The sequence below is a fragment of the Streptomyces himastatinicus ATCC 53653 genome (genome assembly GCF_000158915.1).
Taxonomy (GTDB): Bacteria; Actinomycetota; Actinomycetes; order Streptomycetales; family Streptomycetaceae; genus Streptomyces; species Streptomyces himastatinicus.
Genome location: NZ_GG657754.1, coordinates 5560560 through 5585879, shown reverse-complemented (window position 1 = coordinate 5585879; position 25320 = coordinate 5560560). Strand labels below are relative to the sequence as shown.

Genomic DNA, 25320 nt, shown 5'->3' with positions numbered 1-25320 from the left:
CAGCCGATCAGGCTCCGGAACAGGTAAGCGACGCAGATGCCCGCCTTGCCTACATCGCCGTGCCCCGTGCTCGCCATCGACTCGATCTCGGCGGCCTGGCGTGGAGCGCCCCTACCCAGCAGACGGCAAGCGGAAGACTCCCTGTGGTCTCCGGCCCAGACCGCCCACGAACCGGGCGGTGGACCCCGATAGGCAATGCCTGAGGCGGCCAATTTGGCCAAGCCCTACTCGTCTCGCCCCTCGTGCTGCTGCAGAGGCTGAGCGCCTCGTAACGATGCCCCGTCCAGCGTCGCTGACCAAGAGCTCCCAATCGAGTAAGGATCCCCTCTCCTTGCACCGCGCGTCGATGCTCCCTGCCTTCGTACACCACCACCCCAGCACCGAGAGCCAAGCCTCATTGCCCCGCCTCTACCGCCCCGAGGAGATCGCCGAAGCCCTCGGCTGTTCCGCCTGGTGGGTGAAGGACCGCGCCCAACGTGGCCTCATTCCGCACGCCCGTATCGGTCGCGCCTACCGCTTTACCGCCCGGCACCTCGCCGAGATCATCCAGCTCTACGAAGAATGCCCGACGCGATCCGCTGGCAACGCAGCGGCCGTTGCAGCAGCTTCCACGCCTCCCGCTGCACGAACTCGTGCCGCCCAGCCTCCTCGGCCAACTACGGCCCCGACGACGGGACGACTGCGGGCCCGGCCGCCGCGTCGTACCCAGTGCGAGACCGTCGCGTAGCACCGTGTCCAGCCACAAGCCACGAGAGCAGGAGAGGAAGACGGAAGTTGGGTTTCGCGGAGAGGCGCAAGAACTACTGGCGCGGCCGATTCAAGACCGCGCCCGGCAAGCACCTCACGGTCGTCGACGAGAACGGCAAGGCGATCAGATTCGCTTCCAGGGGCGAAGCTCAACGCGCCGCGAGCGAGGCCGAGAACAAGTACCGGCGCGGCGACTGGCGCGACCCGGCACTCGGACAGGAGACCTTCGGCGAGTACGCCAACCGCTGGTACGAGACCCAGGACCTGGCCGCCTCGACCATGCAGAACTACAAGCGGCACATCGAGGAGCACCTGCTCCCCGACTTCGAGGACAAAGCGCTCGCCAGCATCCTGCGTACGGACGTCGACCAGTGGGAGAAGAAGGAGAAGGCCATGTACGCGGCCTCCAGCGTCAAGACCTGGCGCTCGACGCTCCATCTGATCTTCGAGGACTCGATCGAGGAAAGCCTGCTCACATCCAACCCGGCGGCCAAGCGCCGCGGACGCGGCAAGCGCGCCGGCCGCTCCCGCGAACGTGGTCCGGAGAAGGTCGTCACCGACCCGCTCGGCATCCTGCTAACCGCCGAACGGGCCGCCCTGCTCTCCGGCCGCGACGACGAGTTCGTCGCCGCCGTCCTCAAGGGGTACACCGGCATGCGCTGGGGCGAAATCGTCGGCCTGGAGACGGAGTTCGCCCGCCCCGGTTCCATCCGCGTCGAGTGGCAGTTGTACGAACTCGACACCGGCGAGCTAGTGCGCTGCCCGCCCAAGGACGATAGCTATCGCGCCATCGACGCGATGGACTGGCTGTCGGCCCTGGTCGCCAACCTCGTCGCCCGCACGAAACCAACACCCTGCCCGTGTCACGGCAAGACCTACGTCTTCCGAGGCCAGAGCACGGCTCGCACCGGCGGCCACCAAGGCGCGAAGCTCGTCGACGTCGCGCGCCGCGCGGAAGTCTCCACAGGCACGGTGTCCAACGTCCTCAACCACCCCGACCGCGTCACCGAGCTCAAGCGGGTGAGGGTGGAGCAGGCCATCGCGGACCTGGGGTTCGTACGGGGCGGCGCGGGGTCGGAGCACGCTGCTCACTGGCGCCGAAACGGCTTCGCGACCTGGCTTTTCACCCCGGCGGTCTCCGGCTGGTACCCGAAGAAGGCACCACAGGAGGCTCGCCCCGTACCTCTGCTCGGCGAGCCGTGGCCCGGCATCCCGGCCCGAGGGCGCGGGGCCAGCGACCGAGCTGACGCCTGCTGGCTCCCGATCGCCAAGGGCCTCACACCCCATGGACTCCGCCACACCCACCGGACCATGATGGAGGACCTCGGCACCGAGAAGGTCCTCATGGACGACCGCATGGGCCACATCGACGGTTCGGTCTCCGCACGCTACGCCCACGTCACCCCTGGCATGCGCAAACGCCTCAAGCTCGGCCTGACCGAGCAGTGGGAGGCAGCCCTCGACGCCCGACTGACCCTGTGTCCAACGTCTCCGGTGCGCATGCTCAACGATCTCCTGCACGCACGCGCGTCCACGGTCCAACCTCCTCGCCAACGATCCTCTGCTGGGCCGAGAATTCCCGCAGGATCTCAAGCTGGTTGAGCAGGCTCATCTCGGCGAACATGGTGGTTGTCTCCGCGACAGCGCAGGCGACGTCCACGACGAGCCCCTGGATCCCCTCGTAATCGAACTGCTGGCGGTGTCGGTGGCGTCGACTCCGGCAACACAGGCGGCATCCGCCGACTGCCAGCCAGCAGCCGGCAGAACAAGCCGCTTACCGGGCCGTGCACCGTGCACTCGGCCCTCCTCGCACACGGTTGAGTCAAGCAGAAACTGTCACTGCGGCGCGTCACCATCCAAGGCGTATGAGGCGTGCAAGATTCCCAATGCCGCAAACGCCAGCGCACGGTCAGGCCGGTTGTGCCGTATGAGATGAAACGCCGGTATTGCAAGAGCGGCTAAAGACGCCGCCATGCGAACAAGTCTGTCAAAGGCAGTTTTCGGCAACCCCAGAACCCCGGACAATTCGCTTCTCGCATACCACATAAAACCCTCTGCCGCTTCGGCGTACTCCTTCTGGAAATCATTCGCATCAACGATCACGTCCACCGAAACACAGCCTTCGGATCCGCCAGCCTCGACGGCAACCTCGAAGAAATCGAAGTAGATGAATTCGTATCCGATCCACAACGAAAGCATAGTCTTCGCCAGATCCAGGAGGCCGTACTGATTATAGGGATTCGGGTCGATGAGCATGACCTCATATGCCGGACCGGGACCTACAAGGATATCCTCGAGGATTAGATCTCCATGACAGGCGTGGACCCTCCGGGGCCGGACGATCGGCTGCCAGAAAGGGTCCGTCTCGATCCTCAACAGCAGATCGGGGAGCGAGGGACACAGCCTGCCATTCACCCGGATAAGGTCGGCTCCAAGCACGGCACCGAGCGGCGTATCGGCACCTTTCAGCGCAGCACGTGTCAAATCGCAGCGCCGCCGAACCTTAGCCACGTAATTCTCATCCGGGTCTACCCTACCGATCAGCACCGGCGGCCGACAATATAAGCTGGAACGGAGTTCTTCGTAAATCCGGACCAGAATCTTCGCGAGCCGACTCCCGGAGATCCTTCGCTGAAATATCAGTTCGGCAGCCGAGTAACCGGGAAAGAAATCCATCTCGAACGCGTACGACTCAGCATCCTCCTGCACAAGTCGCACCCTCGGGAACAGATCACTTTCCGCCCCGACAAGAGCAAGCCACTCGGCCTCGTTCCGGTGGCGATGCAGTCCGTCCGTACCGTTCGACGTCCCATGTTTGGAAATCACCTTGGTGATCACAGAGTCTTTTCCGTGCGCCTGGAGCAGAACGTCACAGTGTGAACCGCCTGACAGTATGACCCCTTCCACGGAGGCCCTGGCCGAACCAATGACTAGCCCCCCCACGCTCTCAAGGATCTCGTACGGAGACCCCTGTCCTGCGCGCAGTTGAGCAATGGCCTTGCCGAGCGCACGCTCTGGACCGGGCGGGAGGTACAACCATGTGCTGCGTCCATCCGTGTCGGCCCGGAGCTTGCGGAGAGAGACATCACTCCGACGTCCGAATTTCTGACCGCCTTGCGCAGCCTCGGCAAGCACACGGATGGCTTGACTCTTCAGTTGCTCAGCAGACTCGCCCGGGAACCCTCGCCATAATGACAGAGACCTGTCAAGCGCCATCGACGCTGCCCCAATTCCTCATCGGTCGCTCCTTTTTTGAAACCACAAAATTCTCCATCACCATATAGTCCAACCCGCTGGAAAGGAAGGTTCCCAAGGCTTGTCCTGGGGTTTCGACGATGGGTTCCCGCACATTGAACGAGGTATTGAGCAGCGCAGGAACTCCGGTCATCTTTGCGAATTCGCTGATGAGACGGTGGAATCTCTGCTGTTCAGGCATCACGCACTGCACACGTGCCGTGCCGTCCACGTGGATCGCGCTGGCGATGTCGGCTCGAGCTGACTCCAGGATTGTCGGGCTCTCCAGCATGAACAGACGGTTTACATCATCCCCGGTGTAACGGTGACTCTCCTCCGCGAGGATGCTGGGAGCGAAGGGCCGAAACCACTCCCGGTGTTTGATGGCAGAGTTCACGTAGGTTCGCATCCTGACGTCCCGCGGATCCGCCAGAATGCTGCGATGACCGAGAGCACGAGGCCCTAGTTCACTGCCGCCCTGAAACCATCCAATGACCGCTCCGTCCGCAAGGAGCTGAGCTGCGGTGCGAGCCGGGTCAGACTCTGTAAAATACTCGAATTGGTAACGATAGAGGCGGCCATAAGTAAGCGTATCCGGGAATTTGGCGAGCGCGCGACGAATGCTCTGCTCACCGTACTCTTGGCCGAACGAGGAGGATACCCGATGTGCGGCTGGCATCTCTCCTGAACCGTACCAGTGGCCGTAAAGCGCGTTACCGAGCGGCTGTCCTGTGTCAGAAGCCGGAGGAGGCACGAACAGATTAACCTGTGGATACTCACGGCGAATCCGTTCGTTGGCGACACAATTGAGCGCTACACCGCCGGAGATACAGAGACGCCTGGCCCCAGTGCGCCTCAGTAGATCACCGATCAGCTCGAGCAACGCTCTTTCAGTCTCCTGCTGAACATAGGCCGCCACATCACGGCTGCCCTGTGACTGGCCGGCATCGAACGGTTCACCGAATGCAAGCCCATTCTCCCGAGCAAACTCCAGGACCCCCCAGTGGTGGGTCTGGTTTAGTTGGCCCATGATCCTGCCGCCGACGAAGTCGAACAGCGGCGCATCAAAGCGCTTGGGTTCGCCGTAGGCGGCCAGCGCCATTGTCTTGCCAGACTCCTCGTCATTGAATCCGAGGAAGTTCGTGAATGCCTCGTAGGTAGAACCGATACCCTTGTAGCGCGGGCGAGCCGGGTCACGGTCAGAGATACGGTCTATGCCATGCCGGGAAGCAACATAGGCGCTCTCCGTGTCCTCCGAGTTTCCTACCGCGTCGAGAACGAGCACTGCGGCGTCCTCGAAGCCAGACAGACAGAAGGCCCCGAACGCGTGAGACAGATGGTGGTCGACTGTCACGACACGACTCTTGTCGACGCCGAGCGAAGACAGCCCCCCGTCGTAGCCTGCGGGAAGATCAGGGCCGCCACTACTGAAGACGAACAGGTCGACGTCTTGAAGTTGGATACCCGCGTACTGAAGACAGTAGATAAGCGAAGAGGTCCACAAACCGGAATGACGATGCCGATCGAGACGCTCCTCGGATATCGCGACTACTGGTCGACCGTCACGTATCAGAGCGCAGCCGCAATCATGACCAATTGCGAGGCCTGCTACGATATAGCTCATCTCCCACCTTCCCCCTTGATGCAGGTGAATAGATTTTCCGCTACGGGAAGACTGCTCTCAGCTATCAGTGCCCCTCGACCAATGCTGCTGCAATGCTCTGCTGAAGCAGTTCCACCAGAAGATCGCCCTCTGCTTCGGTGAGGATGAACGGTGGCGAGATCAAGATATGGTCACCGTCCGGCGAACTGGCCGTACCGCTGCCACCCATCAACAGCATGCCCCGGCGAAACGCCTCGGCAACGACACGTTCCTGTGCCCGTTCGATCCTGGGGAACGCCACACCCCTGTCCGGCTCGGCGGCCAACTCCACGGCCAGCAGAAGTCCACGGCCCCGCACTTCTGAGACGAACGCGGATGCCTTGCCCATCTCGGTCAAGCGTTCCTTGAGATAGTCGCCCATAGATGCACACCGGTCAACAAGATGCAGGTCCGCTATATGGCGCTGCACGGCCAGACCAGCCGCACAGCTCACTGGATGCCCTGAGTACGTCATTCTCAAGGAAACGCTTCCAGTACCGTCCCTGATGGTGTCAGCGACACGCTCATGCACCACAACGGCACCCAAAGGGGCATATCCGCTCGCCAATCCTTTGGAACACAAAATCAAGTCTGGTATCGCATTCCAATGCTGGATCGCGAAGTCCCTACCTGTTCGCCCAAATCCAGTGACGACCTCATCCGCAATGAACAGGATTCCGTACTCGTCACAAATAGATCGAATCGATTCATAATATCCGGTGGGCGGCTCGAGGGCACCGCTTGTTGTACCCCCAATGGGTTCGGCGATGAATGCGGCCACTGTCTCGTGGCCAGCATGCTCAATCGCGTCGACCAGATCGGTCGCGCACTTGATCTCGCACGAGGGATGATTCAGATCGAATGGACAATGGGCACATTGCGGCGACGCCACATGCCGGGCACGCGGCAGGTACGGTTCGAGGCGCGACCTGTGGACGGCATGGCCCCCCATGCCGACTGCTCCTAGGGTGCCGCCATGATAGCTGTGCCACCGGCCGATGATTCTATGGCGCTCTGGCTCGTTCCGCTCCAGGTGATATTGCCGGGCCAACTGCATCGCCATCTCTGCCGCTTCCGAACCGCTGCTGGTGAAGTAGACCCATACCAGGCCTGGAGGTGTGCGCGATCTGATCAATTCCGCGAGTTCCAGCTGCGGTTCATTTACCCAGGTTCGCGAACTGGCATAAGCCAGTTTACGTGCCTGTTCGGCCATGGCGTTGGCGATCTCACTCACGCCGTGTCCGATCGTGACGACGTGTGCGCCTCCAACGGCGTCGAGAAACTGGCGTCCGTCACGGTCGTACAAGTACACCCCCGCACCGGTCTCCGCGACGGGCCATGTACCGGACCAATCTCCATGAAGAAGGCCACCCCGGCGTTTAGTCACCGCTCTCCTCCATTACAAATCGGCAGACAAACGAGCCGAAAGCGAGTAAGTCATCGTTCGACAGCCCGATCTGGTCGGCCCAGGCCCCGTTGACGGATGAACTACCTATGCTGAGATCCCGTAGTTCGTACCCACCTGGAGTCGCTTCGATGACCGCATGGAACGGTCTGACCGATGAGCACGAGAGCGTGATGTCCGCCCTATTGCTGCGACCGATCATCGTCCGGGCTCGAACCAGAGGTATCCGGGATCCGTCCGGCAGGCGCAGCTCGGCGGGGCTACGGGGCACAACTGGGGGGATTGGCGTCGCCTGTGGCCGTTGTGATCTACCAGCGCTGAATCTCAATGCCCCGTCACGGCATACCAGCGTGGGCAGAACCCACTGAACCGCGTCTACCTTTCCTTCCGTCGACGCTTGGCACAGGGCCTGACGGCCACGGTGAACCATCTCATCAAGACTCGTGCCGGGGTGCGCGAGCAGGCCCTCGTAGAAGGCGCCGACGAAGAGCGCTGCCGCTGATTCGTCGAGGGTTGCTCGCATACCGACGGCAGCGTGGGCAAGCCGGTCCGTGATCGACGCCGCCAGTGAGCGTCCGCGCGGTGGCGGACTGGCCGAGTCACACACGCTCAGTACCACCAGGCTCAGTCTCAGGCCGGCCAGTTGGTCGCAGAACTCCTCGGCCTCGTAAGGGACAACAGCGTGGTGCTGGTCCTCCCAGAGAATCTTGCCCGGCCTCCCGTGTGCGACAACGTGCAGGATGTCGCAGCGGCGTTCGGCCACCTCCTGTCGTATGAGGCCGAGATCCCGGTTCTCCGACCAGTGGAACATGCCCTCCGCATGCTCGAACCGGGTGGCCAATGCCGTGAGCTGCTGCCGTTGCAGCTCAACGTTCGCGCTGGGCAGGCCTCGGGGCATCGCCGTCGCGACAAGAACCGACGGGCGGGCGGGCGCCACGTGTTCAGGGCGTGCGTACACACCCCAACGGGTGCGATGGACGAGGGACAACGCAGGGTCCCGGCACAACCAGTTACCTTCGTCATCGCGAGCAGCTTCCCAAGGCACCTGGCTCGCGGGGCCATCCGCGGGAAGCCACAACCGGTCTTGGGGAAGCAACACCGCCGATAGCAGATGGGCGGCGAAACGGCCGCGCTCGGGCAGTTCACCTTTCGCGCCGTCCGACAGCACCCGGAAGGCCGTCCGGCCGAACTCAACGAGCTGCTCGCGGGCTTTCGGTCGGGCGAACCCCAGGCTGTTGGCAGTCCCGGGGATAAGGCGCAGCAGACGTGCCTGCTGAGTCAGCTCGGCCACCGCCGGTGCGGCGAAACGCGCAGGTTCGACAAAATAGTCAGCCATCTGCAGCCACCACCGCCCCCGCCCTGTCACATCTGTCGACAGAACCTGTCGAGATCCACGCGAGCCAGCCATAGGGCGACAAAGACGGCTACCACCGGAACCGCCATTGCTGGCTCGATTGAGTTCAATGTGGCGAGGAGACTCACCACTAGCGGTAGGAGGCCGCCCGTTTCTCCGTTGCGGAACGACAACGACTGGGCATACTCCGGCTTGAGACCCTGGCAGTTGGGCAGACACAGCTGAGATCGAATGGATTCCTTGTGGTACTCGATGAAGCGTCGGCCCAGGTTGAGTGGTCCGTAGTCGCCGCTTGCCCATTGGGGAGGCGGTGTCGCTGTTGCGGCGGTTTCGAGAACGAGTTCCTGTAGTTGTATTCCCAGTTGCTCTTCGAGATGCACAGAACTCAGATCCGCCATACCACCCTCGGTGGCCTGCTGAAGTAGCTGGTCGATCTGCTCGACTGTTTCCGGGTCGAGAGCGATTGCGTTAACGTTGGCGCGTGCGGTGGCCGACTCCGCCAGCAACTGCGGCAGCACCTCCTTTTCCCATGAGGTGTCGGACTCCGCGATACTGACAGCCAGGTCGAGTGCCGCGGCTGCGGTACGCGCTTGGATTGCCAGTGCGAGGGCTTGCGCACGTTGCCCTAGGTGATAGTGCGCGATGGCCAGTTCCATGAGTGCGACAGCGCCGTCCATGGCTTGGGCCACGAGATTCTGCGATTGATGCAGAAGGGGAATGGCCTCCTCGTACCTGCCCTGCCGATTGGCGAGAATCCCGAGATTTCCCTTACTGATGCCGGTCATGTCCTTCCCCCAAGCCAAGGCCAGATACGGCTCGGAGGCGTCGATGACCTGGGTGAATGCCTCGATGGCGGCATCGGAGTCCTGGGATGCGGAGAGCATGTTGCCAAGTCGGTTTACAACGCGTGCGAACCACTCGTCCCGGCCGAGCTCACGGAATACGTCGGCAACTCTGCGGAGCTTCTGCACGCTCGAGGGCGCATTGTGTTCGCCAGCTTGCGGGTTGAGATGAGTCACCCGGTTGTAATCGATGATCGCCTCGTAGAGCAGCCGCGCATCCGGCGGTGAGGTTGCGACGAAGTCCGTTGCCTCATCGAAGCAGGCGCGTAGGTTTACCTCGTCTCCACGCAACAGGTGGACCCTGGAGACCCACGTCAGCAGTACAGTCAGGTATTCCTCGCCCAGACCCTGCGCACGAAGCGCGGGGAGTGCCCAATTACCGTGGTCCACCAACTGGCTCCAGTACCCACGGCAGAATAAGAAGTAGCTCACATCCGAGTAGAGCGCCGAGGCCCGGGCGTACACCGTCTCGTTCTGACGAGTGCGCGCCCACTCAAATAAACTCTCAATGTTGGCGCGTTCGACCTCCAGCAGGTCAAAACAATCCTGCCATCGCGGCTGGGCAAGGCTTCGCGCAACGTGGTCGGCAAGGGCGTCCACCCAGCGGGTCCGGACATCGTCCCCGTCGGAGCCGGATGGCTGAGGCATGATGCTTCCCATGATGTACGTCCTTGTCATAGGTAGAAGATTCAATCGCGTGGCGGTAGCCTCCAGGACTCCGAGTCGCCGTAGTTTCACCAGTGCACGATCGAAATCCAATCGCCGGTCGGTCAGACCGGACGTCCGGCGGGCAAGCTCAAGTGAGGCTCCGTCCGAGAACAGGGCAATCGCGACCAAGAGCTCGCCGACGGGTGTCCCCTGAACGGAGTCCCATGCTTTGAAGAAACAGAACTTAAGGAGATCGCTAGTCGTCTCGCCGAAATTGTCGAGTATGTGCGAAACGTCGTAACCCAGCCGCACCAGGTTCACAGCCCAGACGATCGCCAGGGGTATACCGCCGCAAAGTTCGTGCAGCCGTGTTGCCTCGGCATATGACAGTCTGATGTCCTCCCCGTCCTGAATCTGCCGCAGCAAGTCCTGGACTTCCGGGAACGAGAGCGGGCCGAGCCGGACAGGCTTCCCGAAGTCGAGCTGCGACCTCGCGGTTGCGAGTACACGGCAGACACCAGGAAGTGAGCTCAGAAAGGAGAGCACTCTTTCGTCCTCGACCTCGTCAAGGTCGTCGGCGACGATCAGGGTCGACTTCTGGGACAGTGCAGCACGCAGCAACGCAGGTTGTTCGTCGGGCAATGCCCGCATCACATCGGTCCGCCCAAGAACTGCACAGATATTAGTGACGAAGTCGCTCAATGTTCCGCAGACCAGCGGTGATCGCAGCACGCCGTCCACGGTCAGAATCGCTGGTCGGGCTGAGAGCCAGACCAGTGCGTCAAAATGCAGGTGCCGGTCTTGCGGCTTCACGGCGGTCATACGGTGGACGGCTTCGATGGCGACGGATGTCTTGCCGGAGCCGGCCGGGCCGTAGATCAAGACGTTCTCGGCGGGATGTTCCTCGTCCAGGATATCAATTGCATGCCGGACCACATTTTCCCGTCCAACCAGGCTGCGATAACGACGCAAGGGAAGGTTGGACTGGACGGGTACTGTTACTGCCTCACTGACTTCCGGCACCTACGGACTCCTTCGACCACAAATTCCGCGACCACGCCCGATGACCCGCCGCCGCTGGGAGGGGCTACTCTGCAGAACTGGTGACCTCGTACTTGTCCCCTCGAACCCATACCGCTTGGTCGTTTCGCAGAGGTACGAGAGTCAGTTCGCCCTCGTACTGGCTAATGATGGCCTCATACTCCGGCAGGTACTTCTCGTTCCCGTAATGTGGTAGAACCACGAAGTCAACGAGGCCAAGCCCTCGTTGGTTTTCGAGGCCTGGCGCCTCCGCGGGATCATCGAGGGTAGATACGGGCCGCAGATCGGGGCCAACCAAGATGGCACCGGCACTGGCCCCGATGTACTTGACACCGTGGTCGAGCAACTCGCCAAGCACTTCCCCAAAGCCGCTCGCCACGGCTTTCTCCAACAAGTAGAAGGAATTTCCTCCCGCAACAAACACCACATCCACGTCCGCCAGCTCGGAGCGCAGTTCAACTGCCGTCTTTCCATCAAGAGTTACTTCCAGCAGGTCGAATCCCATTCGGCTCAGAAGTGACCGATCCCGCTCAACGAACGAGCGATCCTCGTAGGGGGCGCCCGCGTCAGGTACGAAAGCCAACCTCTTGCCCGCCAGCTCTCCTCCAACGAATTCAGCTACAGCACCGAGTCCCAGAGAAACGAGAAGCAGATCACGCGACACCATGCAGCACACTCCAAAATTGATCTTTTGACATAGAAGTCACCAGAAAGGCGGGGCGGTGGAATGACCCGGACAGCCTTGCCGCCACCTTCCGACGGACAGCGCTAACCATTATGTACTACGACACCACGCACATTCTTCCCCGCATGCATGTCGGCATACCCTTGACGGATTTCATCAAGCTGATACTCGGCGGATATAAGTTCATCCAGCAGAATTTTCCCCTCCTGATACATTCGAAGCAGCAGGGGAATATCACTCCGAGGATTGCAGCCACCGTAGAGCGACCCGACGACGCGCTTGCTTTCGACTGTGAGTAGGGTTCCGGGCAGCTTCACCGTCATTTCGGTCGATCGGTCATGGGCACCGATCAAGACGATCGTCCCTCCTTTCCGGGTTATGCCGAATGCCGAACTGACGATCTGGGCGTCGACCACACCCGCCGTCACAATCGCGATGTCCGACCCAACTCCGCGGGTACTCCTCGCGATTTCGTCTGCCGCCGATCCCGCATCTGCGTAGACGGCGGTCGCCCCCATGCATAGCGCGAAGTCCCGCTTAGCCGGCACTGGGTCGATCACCACCACCTGACCAGCCCCTGCGCCGACAGCGCCTTGAACAGCGTTGCAGCCCACTCCCCCACAGCCAAAGACGACGACGACATCGCCCGGACGTACATCCGCGACGCGAACCGCCGCCCCCCAGCCTGTCGGTACACAGCAACTGAGCAGGGCCGCGACGCCAAAGGGCACATCTTTGTCGATGGGAACACAGCTGTTCGCGGAGATCACGGCATGTCGAGAGAACGTTCCCAAGCTGTCCATCGCACCGAAGTCGAGCCCACCGCCATGAAACCGAAAAGACCCGTCCCTCATCGCCCCCACAAGGTCCGGGGACTGGTCGCAGAGAAAAGTACGCCCGGTCGAACACCACCGACAATGACCGCAGACCGGAATGAACGAACAAATTACGTGATCACCCGGGCGTACATGAGACACACCCGCACCCACCATCTCAACCACCCCGGCGCCCTCATGACCACCCACCACAGGAAAGCGCGCGTCATCGCTGTGTTTGAGGTGCTCGTCGGAGTGGCAAAGGCCAGCGACCTCCAGCCTAAGGAGGACTTCACCTTCCCTGGGCTCGTCTAACTTCAGGTCGACCACATCCCAATCCTGACCAGGCCCCGTCAGGACTGCAGCCCTCGTCCGCACCGTCCGCCTCCATTGGATACGCCGCTAGGGGCCTGTCGGTACCAGCCACGAGGTCTGCCCGAAGCAACCCGTAAGCGCACGGTAAGCGCGCCTCGGACAGTTGCCGCGGCATACTCGAGATCTCCTGCTTGATCTGGTAATCGATCTTTGGTAACGATCAAGAGGAGACCACCAACACGCCGACCTTAAGATTCAGACTCAAAGAGATTGCTGCCAGTTGCGCTGCGGAAGCGTAGCGTAGTGCCGCTAACTCGAAAGTGTCTACCAGGCCGCTTCAGCCTTGGAGGGGACGGGAGCACGCGGGGCGGAGCCGTATGACGGTCCGATCGGGGACCGGTCACTCATGCAACGGAGGCTGAAGGGTGCCCCGCCAAATCGCCCTCCCACTCGCGGCACGGCATTCGCAACCACCTCACCCATGGAGGGACTTCCCCAGGCCGTCGATCGATGGCCTGGCGGCGATCCCGAACCACGCCACCGTTCCCGAGAGAGCAGTACAGCGTGTACCCGACAAGAGGTCAGTGAGCAGGTCGTGGTGAAGGCTGTGCGGGGCGCCCTGATCTCGACCGCGCGCAGCCAGGTCCCCGTCGGTCGGCACGCGCTCGCCGCTGCTGCCGGGTTCAAGCCTGCGGCCCTCTCCTCGACAAGGGCTAGGTAAGCGATCCTTGTCGCCGTGGAGTGGCCCCCCGCGCCCGATGGCGTGCTACTCCCCTCCCTCATGGTCAGGTCCGGGCACACCTCTGTGCCGTACTTCGATGCCGTCCTCAGACGCCTCGGGCGGCCTGACGGCCTGTGCCCCATCGAACGGCACGCGCGGGCACCTCGGTGCCGCAGAGGTCCGACGTCGTAGTCGCCTACGTGGCGAAGGCTTCCTCCCGCTCGGACGACCTAGCGGAGGCGGATCGGCTGCTGAGCGGATCTGCAACTCGAGCCCGACGTCGCCTTCGGTGTTCACCCCGACCTCGGTGTTGCGGGTTGTTGCTCAGGCGACCCTGAGGAGAGCATCGCGCCATGTCTGACCAGCGGGCTTGTCCTCCTCGTCGAGGATTTCCAGACTTTCAATAAGATCTTCTATAAGCACCCTGGTGGGGTGCTTTCCCCGTCTTGACACTCCACGTCTCTGACAAACTTGGCGACGTAGATTCGTACAGGCCGGAACGCTCATTCTTGCTCCGACGCAAGAATCCAGTGCATGTCCCCTGAGTCCGGGCAGATCCGCCACCCCTTCAGAACTCCACTGCCCTTCAGCTGGTCGAGAGCACCGGGGAGAGCTTGATCGGGCATGCCGCAGTCGCGCTTGATCCAGTCGCATTCGCGCGATCCGTTTCCCGAGGAGGGATCACCGTGGACCGTGAGATAGACGCCCAGCAGTTGCAGCCCGGGGTCGGCTGCTCCCGCCCGCGCGGGGCACCCGTTGCGCAGTGCCCAGTCGGCAGCGCGCCGTCGGTCGGGACGGGCGGGTGCCTGAGCCAGCAGCGTGGCATCGAGGAGCTGCGCGGCAATCCCTGCCGCTCGAGGACTGTCCATGACACTTAGCCACCCCGCCCGCTCCAGTTCGCGGGAAACCTGCGCTGCGTCGATGCCAAGACTGCGCAACAGGCCCGCGGGGAGTTGGACCCTCATTGATGCGTTCATGCGCAGCGCGCACTGGAGGGCCAGGACCCTCGCTTCGGGAGACGCATCCGCGGGCAGGGCCACAGCCAGATAGCTGAGCATCTCGCTCACACGCACGCGCTCGCCGGGCCCTCTGGAGCGTCGGGCACGGTGCGGTCGGGCGGAAGGCGGGCACGGTAGTTCGACCAGTACGGTGTCGGGGACAACGGAGGCCTGAGTAGTGGCCACGGCGCAGGCACTGCAGGCGTCAGCGAGGCGCCATACCCGGCCCCCGCGTTCACAGGCGAGGAGTAGGCGGATGGACCCGGCGCACCCGCGGTGACGGCGGTGCCAGCGGCAGCCACGCTCGTGGCACTGGCAGGTTCGCAGGTGAAGTGCCCGGAGATCGCCACGGGCGTGGCGGGCGAGGTGGGCAAGGGCGGCCGAGCGCGCCGACTCTGCCGTGACCTGCCGACCGCTGTGGGGGCACTGCCGACAGACGAGCACAAGCTCGCCGGTCTGACACCTCAGTTCCACCGTCCAGGCCCGCGCCGCCGGAGGACACTCTGTGCGCAACCTCATGGGCGCGTGTCCCTCCCTCCTGATACCGCGCCATCCCTCACCTCGCTAAACAGGGACGCGACCGACATCGTAGTGCAGACCTCTGCCCTCTTGCTGTTGCGACCATTCCGAAAAATAGGGCAGAGGTCTGCACTGACAGGGCAGAGGTCTGCACTGACAGGGCAGGGGTCTGCACCGTCGGATGGTCGGGTGACGATCTTGCCGCCCGACCCGGACCTCGACGCACTGCGGCTGGAGCTAGCGCGTCTGCGGGCCGCCCGCGGGTGGAGCTACGACGAGCTCGCGGCTCGCAGCGGCCTGGGTAGACGCACGGTCATCGAGATCGAACAGGGACGCACTATCGGCACCCTCCGTACCTGGCACGCCCTGGCACATGCCCTCGACACGCAGTTCGATGACCTGTTCAGCACGCTCTGCCGTGGACACGAGCAGCCCGGAGACTCCGAGGGCTGATCCGGGCCTGCGGCAGCTTCCGTGAATCACCCGAACCGGCAACGCCGCATCGAATGCATGATCAGTCGTTCGTACTGCTGTCGTCCAGCTAGGGCTGACTGAGGGAACCTGCGGACCGGGTGCCGCCCGAACGGCGTGTTCGCTGGCAGCTTCGTGTGCATGTGCCCCTCACCTCATCCTTCTGGCCGGCGCTGGGACGGCAGCCACGTCAGTACCTCTCGGCGACGCTCCCTGCGGGTTGACCCAGACAGTGGCAGCCGGCTTCTGCGCTGCGCCGTAAACGGCTCCTGCCGCGAGTGCGGCAATCTTGTCGAGTGGTACGTGCGCAGCAATGAACGCCTGGTCCGGCTTCATCCGCAGGAGTTGCCGGTATCACAGGTACCTAAAGCATGCCGCTGGCACATCAGTTCTGGCGTCGCCCATCCGGCAGGCGACGGCAGCGGCTGGTGCCGTCTGCCACACGCTCTGCTGTGCCCGGCCCGAGCAGCTCCGCCGTCGGTGCCCCAGTTGTCAGGGCTGCGCCGTTCCATGGCCATCCGCACGCGCAGACTGCTGGATGCCGGGGCTCTTGCCCCTCTTGCCGCGCCGCCGGACTCTCCACCAGCAGGAGCAACGGCCTGCCGCCCGGCAAGACCCATCGTGCAGTTGCTCTACGTCCGCTATCTAGCGTTCCGTCCCGTCGACGAGATCCAGTGCGTTGCCCAGACCCGGCGCCGTCGCCGCTGCCCGGCCACACTGCTCAGTCCAGGCGCACCAGGTGGCACCTGGTCTTTGGCGCCGGTCAACGCAACGAGCGGCCAACTGACCCTGCCCTCGGATGTCATGGCGGTCTACAGCCTGTCGGCTCTGCCGTATCAGGAGCAGTTGCGCTGGCGCGCTCAGCGGTGTCTGCAGCACGCCGCTGCTCTCACGGCTGGTGACATGGCCGTCGCCGACTGGGAACCATTCGACCCGTTCCGCCACCACGCGCACATCCACACTCGGTTGCCAACGCACGGGCGCCGCCCCGGCCGCAGCGGACCGGCACTACGAAGGGCACGGTCGTGACATATCACTGCGCCATAGAGGTGTCCTTGTCAAGGCTTGCCTCCCCTGGTAGCTACACCGGGCTCGCCGCCGCGTGACGCGCCGCGAGCGCCGACCGCACGTGGCCGACGACAGCACAGAGCCAGCGGCAAAAGCCCGGGAAAGGCTGTGCACCGGCTACGGCGCCCAACTGGGCCCGCTCCTGGCGATCGACGTGCTGACCACGCACTGCCCCGACCGCCTGACGGCGGCCGCTGGCGGCCGGAGCCCGGGCGACGTCCTGGGCGAGCGGATCACGAGGGGCATTGCGCAAGAGCAACACGAACGACGTCACCGCCTTGAGTCGCGAGTGCAGAGCCTGATCACCCACCACTTACCGGAGGACGTTCTGGCCTGCGCTACCAGCCACCTCCTCCGCGGCCACCTGCCCGGCTGAATAGGCCGGTGTCTCTCTCCCTCCCCCGACGACTGCTGGGGCGCTGTTCCTCTTTCTATCGTCCGCCTCCTACGGAGCCTTTGTTGCACACTCCAACCCACGAACAAATGCACGCGGCAGACGCCTTCCGTTCCGGTCGACACCTCGCTCTACAGGCCGGAGCCGGAACCGGGAAGACCAGCACGCTGTGTCTACTCGCCGCCGGCACGTCGCGACGCGGCCGCTACCTAGCCTTCAACAAGGACATCGCACACGACGCCGCGAGACGATTCCCGCCAACGGTGCAATGCCGCACAGCCCACGCCACGGCTTTCGCCGCGCTCGGCCACCGTTACGCCAACCGTCTCAACAGTCCCCGCCAGCCGGCCTGGAAAACCGGTCAGGCCCTCGGCATCGTCCGCCCTATGCGGATCGGAGACCGAGAGCTCAGCCAAAGGACCCTGTCTCACAACGTGCTGCGCACTGTCACCCGCTTCTGCTACTCCGTCGACAGTGCTCCGGCCCGCCACCACGTGCCGCGCCTCCGCGGTCTCGACCTGCCCGCCGACCACCGGCAGTTCGCCGACCTCGTGCTCCCCTTCGCGGCCAAAGCCTGGGCAGACCTGCAATGCCCCGATCACGGGGTCGTCCGCTTCGAGCACGACCACTACCTCAAGATGTGGGCGCTGACCAGACCGAAAATCGAGGCTGACTTCCTCTTTCTCGACGAGGCCCAGGACACCAACCCGGTTCTGGAGCAGGTGTTCACCGCTCAGCGTGACCACGCACAGCTGGTTATGGTCGGCGACTCGGCACAGGCCATCTACGGATGGCGGGGCGCCCAGGACGTCATGACCGGCTTCGAAGCCGAGCACCTGACTCTCACCCAGTCATTCCGGTTTGGCCCACAGATCGCCGAGGAAGCCAACCGGTGGCTCGCACTCGCGGACGCCCCGATCCGCCTGACGGGAACAACCAGCATTCCCGCAGAGGTCGGCAACGTCGACCAGCCCGACGCGGTGCTGTGCCGGACCAATATCGGAGCGATGACGGAGGTCATGCGGCTGCTGGGCAGCGGACTCCGCGTCGCCCTGACCCGAGGAGGACAGCAACTGGCCGCACTCGCCCTCGCCGCTCGTGACCTCAAGGAAGGCCGCCGCACCCACCACCCCGAACTTGTGCTCTTCCCATCCTGGGGCGATCTGCAGGACTACTCCACCTACGACCCGGCCGGCCGCGACCTGCAGCCCTTCGTCGACCTCGTCGACACCCACGGCCCCGACGCCATCCTCGCCGCAGTGGCGGAACTCACCGACGAAACATGCGCCGACGTCACCGTGTCCACAGCCCACAAAGCCAAAGGCCGCGAATGGCCGACTGTCAAAATCGGAAACGACTTTCCCCAGCCCAATGAGGTCGAAGCCAAGGCAAGCGCAACCGACCAGGCCCCGGCGCAGGTGAGCGACGCAGACGCCCGCCTCGCCTACGTCGCCGTCACTCGTGCCCGCCACCAACTCGATCTCGGCGGTCTGGCATGGAGCGCTGCCGCACAGCAAGCAGGAGACGGGTGACTCCCAGAGGTCCGCGACATGCCGCCCAGGGCTCCAGTTCGCTCCGCGAACGGCGTGGCCCAACCCTCTGGGGGCATGACCTAGCCGCGTGCTGTCGGCCAACTCGGCGGTCACCCCATGTTCGTCCTGGCTCTGCCCGGCCAGCTCGCAGCCCCGCCAAAGATCGGCGTCGGGCGATGCTGCGCTCAGTCAGCAGGCGCTCGGTGATGCTCTGCGAGATGGCGAGGACGTACTAATGCGCGCGATGTCGAACCGGTCAGCCCACGATTTGTCGATGCCGACGAAGAAGCCACCAGTCGCAAACTGTCCACTGGGCACGAGGAACCGCTCCAGCAAACCGTGCCGACCCATCACCTCGATCTCGGTGAGCACGCTCAGGAGGTGGCCCTCGACGTGCGATCCCAGAATTCTGGAATGCGAAAGCCAAACGTATGTATGGATTTCGGTTATTGACAAGTCACTCTCTGCCGATCACCCGATAGGGGGACAGCGGCGTTCGAATTCACAAAGCTAGTATCTCGATACCTTCAGTTCATGCAATTGCATGATGGGATTGCATGGGTCCTCGGCCTGCTGGTTTCCTGCACAGCAGGCCGGGAGGGCGCGGGGAAGCCGAATAATCGAACGCAATGGTGCGGAGGTTCTGTATGGGCGAGTACCGGAACGGGGTCCCGGCGGGATCCGTCAACGCGAAGTGGGTCAAGAGCAGGAAGAGCACGGCGAACGGCCAGTGCGTCGAACTGGCAGCCTTGCCGGAGGGTAAGGTTGCGATGCGCAACTCGACCGATCCGGGCGGACCGGCGCTCATCTTCAAGACGTCGGAGATCGATGCGTTCCTGGACGGAGTCAAGAACGGCGAGTTCGACCTTCTCGCGGTAGCCAACTAGGCTCAAAAGAAACCCAAATTCGAGGGACACGCGAGCTTCCGCCGTGCCAGGATGGGCGGGTACCTATTCACGAATGGAGCTCGTGTGTCCCCCCGCCCTGATGACCCTATCCCCCTTTTTGATCCAGGACGGCTTGCGGACGTCAGGCCGACTGCGGCTGGCCTGCTCCTTGGAGGAGCCCTTCGCCAGCGGCGTGATCAGTGTGGCATCGCCATGAAAATAGCCGCGAAGGCGATCAACGCTTCCGTGTCCAAAGTCAGCCGCCTGGAACGAGCTGAGAGTCCTCCGGACCTGCGTGACGTCGAGAAATTGGCCGCCACGTACAAGGTGAGCGCGGAGGACCGGGCCCAGCTGGAGGTTCTTGCCCGGCGTGCCGTCGAAGCCGAATGGTTCGAGCCCTTCTTGGACTTCACCCCGGTGTGGATGCACCGGCTGATGGGTCTGGAAGCGGAGTGCGCCCAGCTCATGACGTACGAGATGAAGATCGTGCCCGGGCTGCTTCAGACGGACGACTACGCCCGGCAGATCATCAGCAACGGCCTGCCCGTTTCTGGCGCCGACCAGGTGGAGCCGCGGGTACGCCTACGCCAGGAACGGCAGAAGCGGTTCTTCGGCCAGAACCAGCCCCCACAAGCGATCTTCCTGTTGGACGAGTCCATTATCTTCCGTCAGGTTGGAAGCCCAAAGACGATGAGCGGCCAGTTGCTCAAGTTGCTGAATCTTGTCGACGTACCCGAGGTCAGCATCAGGTTCGTCCCCTTCGATAGCACTGTCGTCTCCAATCACGCTTCCATGACCCACCTCGTCTTCGGGACAGGCGGCCTGCCGCCCATGGTGTACATCGAGGGGAACGATGACGCGACGTACCACTCGAAGGCGGAGGACGTGGAGCGTCACGTCGAGCTGATGCTGCGGCTCAGCGCGGAAGCAGCTGCTTCACGGCGTGAGAGCCGCAGTATGCTACAAAGGGCTCTCGAACGGTTCTCTGATTAGCGCGCGGCAGTTACGGTCGGGGAGGGACTTCTGCCAGCCCGCCGAATTCCGTCCATTCAATGCTGCGCTGTCGTTGCTGTAGCTCGGAGTCCGGGCGCCAGTCGGTGACATCCACTAGACCCGGTGGTTTGACCGTAAGCCCGTGGAAGTAGCTTTCCACCTCGTGCTTTTCTCGTACGCGACCCCAGTGTCCCTGGGTCTGCTCCAGCATCAGCTCCGTCACTTCGTGTCGGAGCTGTGCGCTGTCGCTCACCAGGTGGCAGATCGCGACGAAGCTGCCCGGCTTCAAGCGCTCGACGACCCGCCGTACCAGCTGTCCCGGTTCGACCTCCTTCGGGATGCAGTGCTGGACAGAAATGAGCAGAGCGGCGACAGGCTCATTCAAATCGATGAGTCGTTTGAATTCTTCACACCCGAAGATGTATCCCGTATCCGCGATGTCGGCTGAGATGATGGCGGTTCGGTCGTTCTCATCCAGGATGGATCTTCCGTGGGCCAGGACCACGGGATCACTGTCGACGTATACGACTCGCGACTGGGGATCGACTGCTTGTGCGATGTGGTGGACGTTCTTCTGCGTTGGCAGCCCGGACCCGAAGTCGATGAACTGCCGTATTCCGTGCTCTCGGGCCAGTACTCGGACGGCGCGCTCACGAAACCAGCGGTTGTTGCGAGCCACCTCCCTGCTGGTCGGTGCGAAACTTAGTAGCCGCTCGCAGGCTGCTCGGTCCGCTTCATAGTTGTAATGCCCGCCCAGCAGCCAGTCGAACATCCTTGCCGCAGATGGAACCGATAAGTCAATGCGCCTCTTGTCCGGCAACGGACAGACCCCTCCCGGTCGAGCCCCGATCTCTCCAGGGAATGAGGGCCATCATAGGAGGGCAGCCCAAGCGCCACCACCACAGTCAAGAGTGATGGTGGCGAAAACAGGGCGCAGACGTAGCGTTTCACCGAGGTAGTTCACGCCTGGAGCCGACCGACTTTCACGGATGAGGTATGGACTCCTCCAGGCGTTCGAGGGCCGCAGCAGGAAGCTGTCGCATGGCGGCCAGGAGATGGCATGCCACGCCCGGCGGGTCCACCCCCATCAGATCGGCGACGGCCTTCACCGGCATCCCCAGCCGGCAATGCAGCACCACCGTGTCAGCGAGCTCGTCGGGCAGTGAGTCGTACAACCAGTCAACGGCCGGGTCCCGGCGGCAAGAATCACGACTCGCGGTGCGGACCTGGACGCGGAGTTGACGCCAAGCGCCAGCTTCCGGACGTGGCTCGCGCAGGAGGTTGCCCCACCGGCTCGCGACGATGCCGAACGTGGTGTCAACCGCGGCCCGGCCGACCGGTTCGTCCAGCAAGCGTGCCTGCGCGTATCTGAGGTAGCGAGGCTTCTGAAGTTGGACGAAGGCGCAGTAGCCGACATCGCTCCAAAGATTCGTTGCTACGAGGGCACCTCCACAGAAGCCAGGGTCTGCGGGCAGGGTGCCTCCGTGTCTGCAGGTCTGGAGGTGCCGGAGAGGCTAGGAGTGGTGAGCCGTCCTTGTTGCCGAGGTTCCCACACGGACGTGTCCTTAAGTCCAGGTGCACTGAAGGCAGTTCACTGCAGGCCGCTCAATGCGGTCGTGCTTCTTCGGCGTGGAGTGATGCCTGCTCGCCGGCCCAGCTAGGCGCGGCGAGCAGGCACCGACTCAACATCCGCAGGACCAACTGAACTGGATACTCAGGCCGCAGGGCGAGCCGTTCACCGCACAGATGAACTCCCATGGTGCGAACACCTCTGCGGCAACAGCGCCGACCGCAATCAAGGAGAGCGTCAGCGCGACCAGCTGAAGGGCAGCGACGGCTGGCCTGTCCTCGCGAAACACCACGGGCATGAAATAAAAACTGATACCGTGCAATTGCCCGGAGGGCGGCAGCTGTGTGCGCCCTCGGTTAAACCGGTCAAGCATTCGAATTCCCGTCTTGATCGCGCTTGCACCCTGGGGAACGGGATGGCCCCCATTCCCTGGGGCGGGCTCCTTCACGTGGAGCCGGGACGACCGTACCGCGAGCTGTGGCGTCGGGCCGCCTCGAAAGCCCCTCGTGCAAAGTCATCTGACAAGCGGAGCCGCTTGAGGTATTTTCAGCCCGCTCATCTCGAACTTAGTGACGGACTTGCGAGCATCCGTTCGCCAACAAGTGGCGAGTGAGTCTCTGGCATATGCCAATTCTATGGCACTTCTCCGTGGTTCTGCCCCTGGAACCTCTGATTCGCGGGAATCGATCGGTTCCATCGGCGTAGAGCAGCCGCTGGGGTTCGCTGGAACGGCGCCGGGCCACCCGGAGGCTGGCTACGGTCCGTCTGTGCCGGTGGAGTTCCTGAGTGATGAGCAGGGTGAGACGTACGGGACCTTCGCCGAAAAGCCGACGCGGCCCGGGCTAGAGCCGTTCCTCTTCCTGGAGGACGTCGATTGGGACCTGATCGCCCTGCGGCGGAACAAGCGCCATCAGTTCGGGGCGCGCTCCAGATGTGCACGGTGCGCTACATCGGTCGGTCCCTGGGGGCCCGCTCGCGGTGCAATGGCCGGTGGTCGAGCACCTGGCCGTGCAACTCGGCGTTGAGGACCCGTCGGTGGTGAAGCGATACACCGAGCGCTGCCAGTCCCTGGACGGCGCCCGGGCACCTCGGCGATCCCGGCACAGGGCAAAGGGCCGCGAATACGCGAACCGCGTCAACGCCCTCGCGACTGCTACAGGGTCATGATCAATGTCAGCACCAGCGGCCGTACCGATATTCCAATCAGTCGCCGCCACGATCACTTACATCACCGCCGCCGTACCTGCCACCACGGGGAGAGCGCGTCCGCAGCACCGAAGAGGACGAGCCGCGTGCGTTGCGCCTGAGCTGTCTTCCAGTGAACGTAGCCACCAACAGCATGGCGATGTTGAACTGCGCTCGGTCCCCTGGCGCGATGTGGTGCGATGCTGCTGTCGAGGTCCCGCAGCGGCGCGCTGATCTCCGAGCAGTCGATAATCTCGCTGGCCTCAGACTCACAGCCCAGTATGATATACGTCACTCAAGTAGACGGGGAATGCGACACGATGACTCAGCTGAGCACAATGCCAGCCGGGATGCCCATCCTCAGCTAATGCGACACACCTGCGTGGGACACGGCTAGTGCTGCGATTAGGTCTTTGGCCATGCCGGCCTCGGCCCGTGCACGCGCTGCCGCACGCCGCTGGGCCCACCACTGCTTCACCATTTCGGTCCCCCTCGTAGCTGTCATTGCCGTACAGAAGCCGATCCCCCATGCCGCACAGGGCCGGGGCGCCGTGCTCAGGTGTGGCCCGCCAGACCGCCCGCCAGCCCGGTCATCACCGGGGCCACGCCGATCAGCAGATACGCGGGCAGGAAGCAGGCCCCGAGCGGGGCGGTGGCCAGCACGCTCGCCCGATCGGCGCGTCGGCCCGCCTCCCTCCCCTGCTCGGCACGGCAGTCGGCGGCGATCCGGGACACCGGCTCCACTGCCGGGGCGCCCGTGGTCCCGGCGTGCTCCAGGGCGCGCGCCAGTCCGCTCGCGCCGGGCAACGCGCCAAGCCGCCCCCAGGCGCCGACCGGCTCCCCTCCCAGCCGCAGTTCCGCAGCGGTCCGGACCAGCCGGTCGCCGACCGGGCCGCCGAGCGACTTGCCCACCGCGTCCGCCGCCGTGCGCGGATCCGCCCCGGCGGCCAGACAGGCCGCCAGCAGATCGGCGGCCAGCGGGATCTGCCGCACCGCCTCGCCCGCCTCGCTCCCCGCGCCGCCGGACCGGCCTCCGGACCGCCGCGCGGCGATCTGCCGCCGCTGCCACCGCCGGACGCCGTATGCGGCCGCCAGCCCCAGCACCCACCCCGGCGGCCCTCCGACGAGGACGACACCGGCCAGCAGGACACCGAGGGAGGCCGCCCAGGCCAGGGCCGCGCCCTCGTCCATCCGTGCGCGCCATCGCTCCCAGGCCCGGGGCCGGGCCGTGCCGGTACCCGCGTCCATTCGCCCGCCCGGCAGCAGTGCCGCCAGACGCCGCCCGGCGGCAAGGTCCCGCCGAGCCTCCACCACCGCCATCGCCACATACGCGACTGCGGCCATGAGGGACAGCACGATCCCCAGCCTGTGGACAAGGACGGCGCTCATCGGCCGACTGCCTTCCCGGGGGCGAGCGCCGCCCGCATCGACCGCCTGAGCCAGACGAACCCCGCCCACTCCAGCAGGCAGCCGCCCAGCAGACAGCCCAGCCCGACCGGGGTGTGCAGGAGCTGATGCAGCGGCTCGGTGCCCAGCGCGGCGCCCATCACCAGCCCGAAGGCCGGCAGCACGGCCAGCACCGCGACGGTGACCTTGGGCCCCGCCAGCCTGGCGCGCAGAATTTCCCGCTGCTCGCGCTCGGCGCGCAGCGCCGAGGCCACCCGGTCGAGCCCGGCGGCAAGCCCCGCGCCCTCGTCGACGGCCACCTGCCAGCAGGCCGCGACCCCGGTCAGCCCTTCCGCGCCCGGCTGCCGGGCCGCCCTGCGCAGGGCCTCGGGCACATCCCCGCCGAACCGCGCGGCGGCCGACACCAGCCCCCATCGCTCCCCCAGGTCTCCCGAGGGCACGGACAGCAGTGCCTCGCCGGGCTGTCGCCCGGCCCGCAGCTCGCCCGCCACGGTGCCGCACAGCTCGATCACTCCCGTCGCGCGCCGGTCGCGGGCCCGGACGCGCTCCCGGGTCCTCAGCCACCGGCCGACGACCGGCACGGCCGCCACCGCGGCGAACAGCGGCAGGGCCGATGCGCCGAGCGCCGCGAGCACGCAGCCGACCGGCAGGCACAGCAGCTCACGCCCCATCCGCCCGCCGTACCTGACCCGCCAGCGCTCCTTGAGCCAGGCGACCGTCTCGGACAGCCGCCGCGCCGGGGCCGGCCCGGTGGGCGCGACGGGCCCGCCACCCGCGAACAGCAGTCTGGCCCGGCGCAGTTCCCGGTCCCGACCGGAGATGAGCCACGCGGCCACCGCCGCGCACA

20 protein-coding genes and 1 pseudogene are annotated in these 25320 nt (G+C 64.3%); 8 read left to right on the top strand and 13 right to left on the bottom strand.

All coding sequences use genetic code 11. From position 1 onward, the window contains the following. Positions 1 to 346 precede the first annotated feature (346 nt). The gene (locus SSOG_RS48820) at positions 347 to 727 is read left to right on the top strand and encodes a helix-turn-helix domain-containing protein (protein WP_078510383.1); all 381 of its coding nucleotides are present in this window, start codon (positions 347 to 349) and stop codon (positions 725 to 727) included. 47 nt (positions 728 to 774) lie between these two features. Further along, positions 775 to 2349, top strand: coding sequence for a LacI family DNA-binding transcriptional regulator (locus SSOG_RS23670; RefSeq protein WP_009716774.1), 1575 nt, complete (start codon positions 775 to 777; stop codon positions 2347 to 2349). Positions 2350 to 2583: 234 nt separating this feature from the next. Here SSOG_RS23670 and SSOG_RS23665 read toward each other — a convergent pair whose 3' ends face one another. The 8 genes from SSOG_RS23665 to SSOG_RS56240 form a co-directional block, all read right to left on the bottom strand. Then, positions 2584 to 3585, bottom strand: a complete 1002-nt coding sequence (locus tag SSOG_RS23665) for a hypothetical protein (protein ID WP_154685975.1) — start codon at positions 3583 to 3585, stop codon at positions 2584 to 2586. Positions 3586 to 3952: 367 nt separating this feature from the next. Next, positions 3953 to 5605 (bottom strand): carbamoyltransferase family protein, encoded by a 1653-nt coding sequence (locus SSOG_RS23660; RefSeq protein WP_078510382.1) that lies wholly within the window; start codon positions 5603 to 5605, stop codon positions 3953 to 3955. Between the two features lie 64 nt (positions 5606 to 5669). Next, positions 5670 to 7010, bottom strand: coding sequence for an aminotransferase family protein (locus tag SSOG_RS47650; protein ID WP_009716771.1), 1341 nt, complete (start codon positions 7008 to 7010; stop codon positions 5670 to 5672). Beyond that, positions 7003 to 8364: a CHAT domain-containing protein gene (locus tag SSOG_RS23650; RefSeq protein WP_167542507.1), complete on the bottom strand. Its 1362-nt coding sequence runs from the start codon at positions 8362 to 8364 to the stop codon at positions 7003 to 7005. The genes SSOG_RS47650 and SSOG_RS23650 overlap by 8 nt, the downstream gene beginning before the upstream one ends. A gap of 26 nt (positions 8365 to 8390) precedes the next feature. Then, the gene (locus SSOG_RS51950; RefSeq protein ID WP_009716769.1) at positions 8391 to 10895 is read right to left on the bottom strand and encodes a tetratricopeptide repeat protein; all 2505 of its coding nucleotides are present in this window, start codon (positions 10893 to 10895) and stop codon (positions 8391 to 8393) included. Positions 10896 to 10959: 64 nt separating this feature from the next. Beyond that, on the bottom strand, positions 10960 to 11580 hold the full coding sequence (locus SSOG_RS23640) for a Type 1 glutamine amidotransferase-like domain-containing protein (RefSeq protein WP_039938509.1): 621 nt from the start codon (positions 11578 to 11580) through the stop codon (positions 10960 to 10962). Positions 11581 to 11681: 101 nt separating this feature from the next. Continuing rightward, positions 11682 to 12791 carry an NDMA-dependent alcohol dehydrogenase gene (locus SSOG_RS48815; RefSeq protein WP_009716767.1) on the bottom strand — a complete coding sequence of 370 codons (1110 nt, stop codon included), beginning with the start codon at positions 12789 to 12791 and terminating at the stop codon, positions 11682 to 11684. A gap of 1161 nt (positions 12792 to 13952) precedes the next feature. Further along, positions 13953 to 14516, bottom strand: a complete 564-nt coding sequence (locus SSOG_RS56240; protein ID WP_039938501.1) for a hypothetical protein — start codon at positions 14514 to 14516, stop codon at positions 13953 to 13955. Between the two features lie 639 nt (positions 14517 to 15155). On the opposite strand from SSOG_RS56240, the gene SSOG_RS23620 reads away from it, so the two are divergent. The 5 genes from SSOG_RS23620 to SSOG_RS23600 all read left to right on the top strand — a co-directional run bounded on the left by SSOG_RS23620 (position 15156) and on the right by SSOG_RS23600 (position 20311). Continuing rightward, a complete protein-coding gene (locus SSOG_RS23620; RefSeq protein WP_009716765.1) occupies positions 15156 to 15419 on the top strand; it encodes a helix-turn-helix transcriptional regulator in 264 nt (87 codons plus the stop codon). Between the two features lie 159 nt (positions 15420 to 15578). Next, entirely contained in the window at positions 15579 to 16466 is an 888-nt protein-coding gene (locus SSOG_RS56235; protein WP_009716764.1) for a DUF6083 domain-containing protein, read from the top strand. A gap of 498 nt (positions 16467 to 16964) precedes the next feature. Continuing rightward, complete coding sequence (locus SSOG_RS23610; RefSeq protein WP_039938498.1) at positions 16965 to 18431, top strand: UvrD-helicase domain-containing protein; 1467 nt, start codon at positions 16965 to 16967, stop codon at positions 18429 to 18431. 647 nt (positions 18432 to 19078) lie between these two features. Beyond that, positions 19079 to 19318, top strand: coding sequence for a DUF397 domain-containing protein (locus SSOG_RS23605; RefSeq protein WP_009716761.1), 240 nt, complete (start codon positions 19079 to 19081; stop codon positions 19316 to 19318). Between the two features lie 51 nt (positions 19319 to 19369). Further along, positions 19370 to 20311, top strand: a complete 942-nt coding sequence (locus SSOG_RS23600; protein ID WP_009716760.1) for a helix-turn-helix domain-containing protein — start codon at positions 19370 to 19372, stop codon at positions 20309 to 20311. A 10-nt stretch (positions 20312 to 20321) separates the two neighbouring features. Here SSOG_RS23600 and SSOG_RS48800 read toward each other — a convergent pair whose 3' ends face one another. From SSOG_RS48800 to SSOG_RS53835, 3 genes are all read right to left on the bottom strand, one after another. Next, positions 20322 to 21131, bottom strand: coding sequence for an SAM-dependent methyltransferase (locus SSOG_RS48800; RefSeq protein ID WP_009716759.1), 810 nt, complete (start codon positions 21129 to 21131; stop codon positions 20322 to 20324). Positions 21132 to 21294: 163 nt separating this feature from the next. Further along, entirely contained in the window at positions 21295 to 21663 is a 369-nt protein-coding gene (locus tag SSOG_RS52520) for a hypothetical protein (protein WP_009716758.1), read from the bottom strand. Between the two features lie 330 nt (positions 21664 to 21993). Next, complete coding sequence (locus SSOG_RS53835; RefSeq protein ID WP_039938493.1) at positions 21994 to 22254, bottom strand: hypothetical protein; 261 nt, start codon at positions 22252 to 22254, stop codon at positions 21994 to 21996. Positions 22255 to 22648: 394 nt separating this feature from the next. Here SSOG_RS53835 and SSOG_RS57930 point away from each other — a divergent pair. Then, positions 22649 to 22940 (top strand): annotated as a pseudogene (locus tag SSOG_RS57930) (DUF4158 domain-containing protein); the annotation flags it as partial. 681 nt (positions 22941 to 23621) lie between these two features. Here the strand turns inward: SSOG_RS57930 and SSOG_RS23585 are convergent. Together SSOG_RS23585 and SSOG_RS23580 are read right to left on the bottom strand one after the other, a co-directional pair. Then, positions 23622 to 24455 carry a type II secretion system F family protein gene (locus tag SSOG_RS23585; RefSeq protein WP_039938491.1) on the bottom strand — a complete coding sequence of 278 codons (834 nt, stop codon included), beginning with the start codon at positions 24453 to 24455 and terminating at the stop codon, positions 23622 to 23624. Then, positions 24452 to 25320 (bottom strand): type II secretion system F family protein (locus SSOG_RS23580; protein ID WP_039938489.1); only part of this gene is annotated, 869 nt, incomplete at its 5' end. The genes SSOG_RS23580 and SSOG_RS23585, both read right to left, overlap by 4 nt.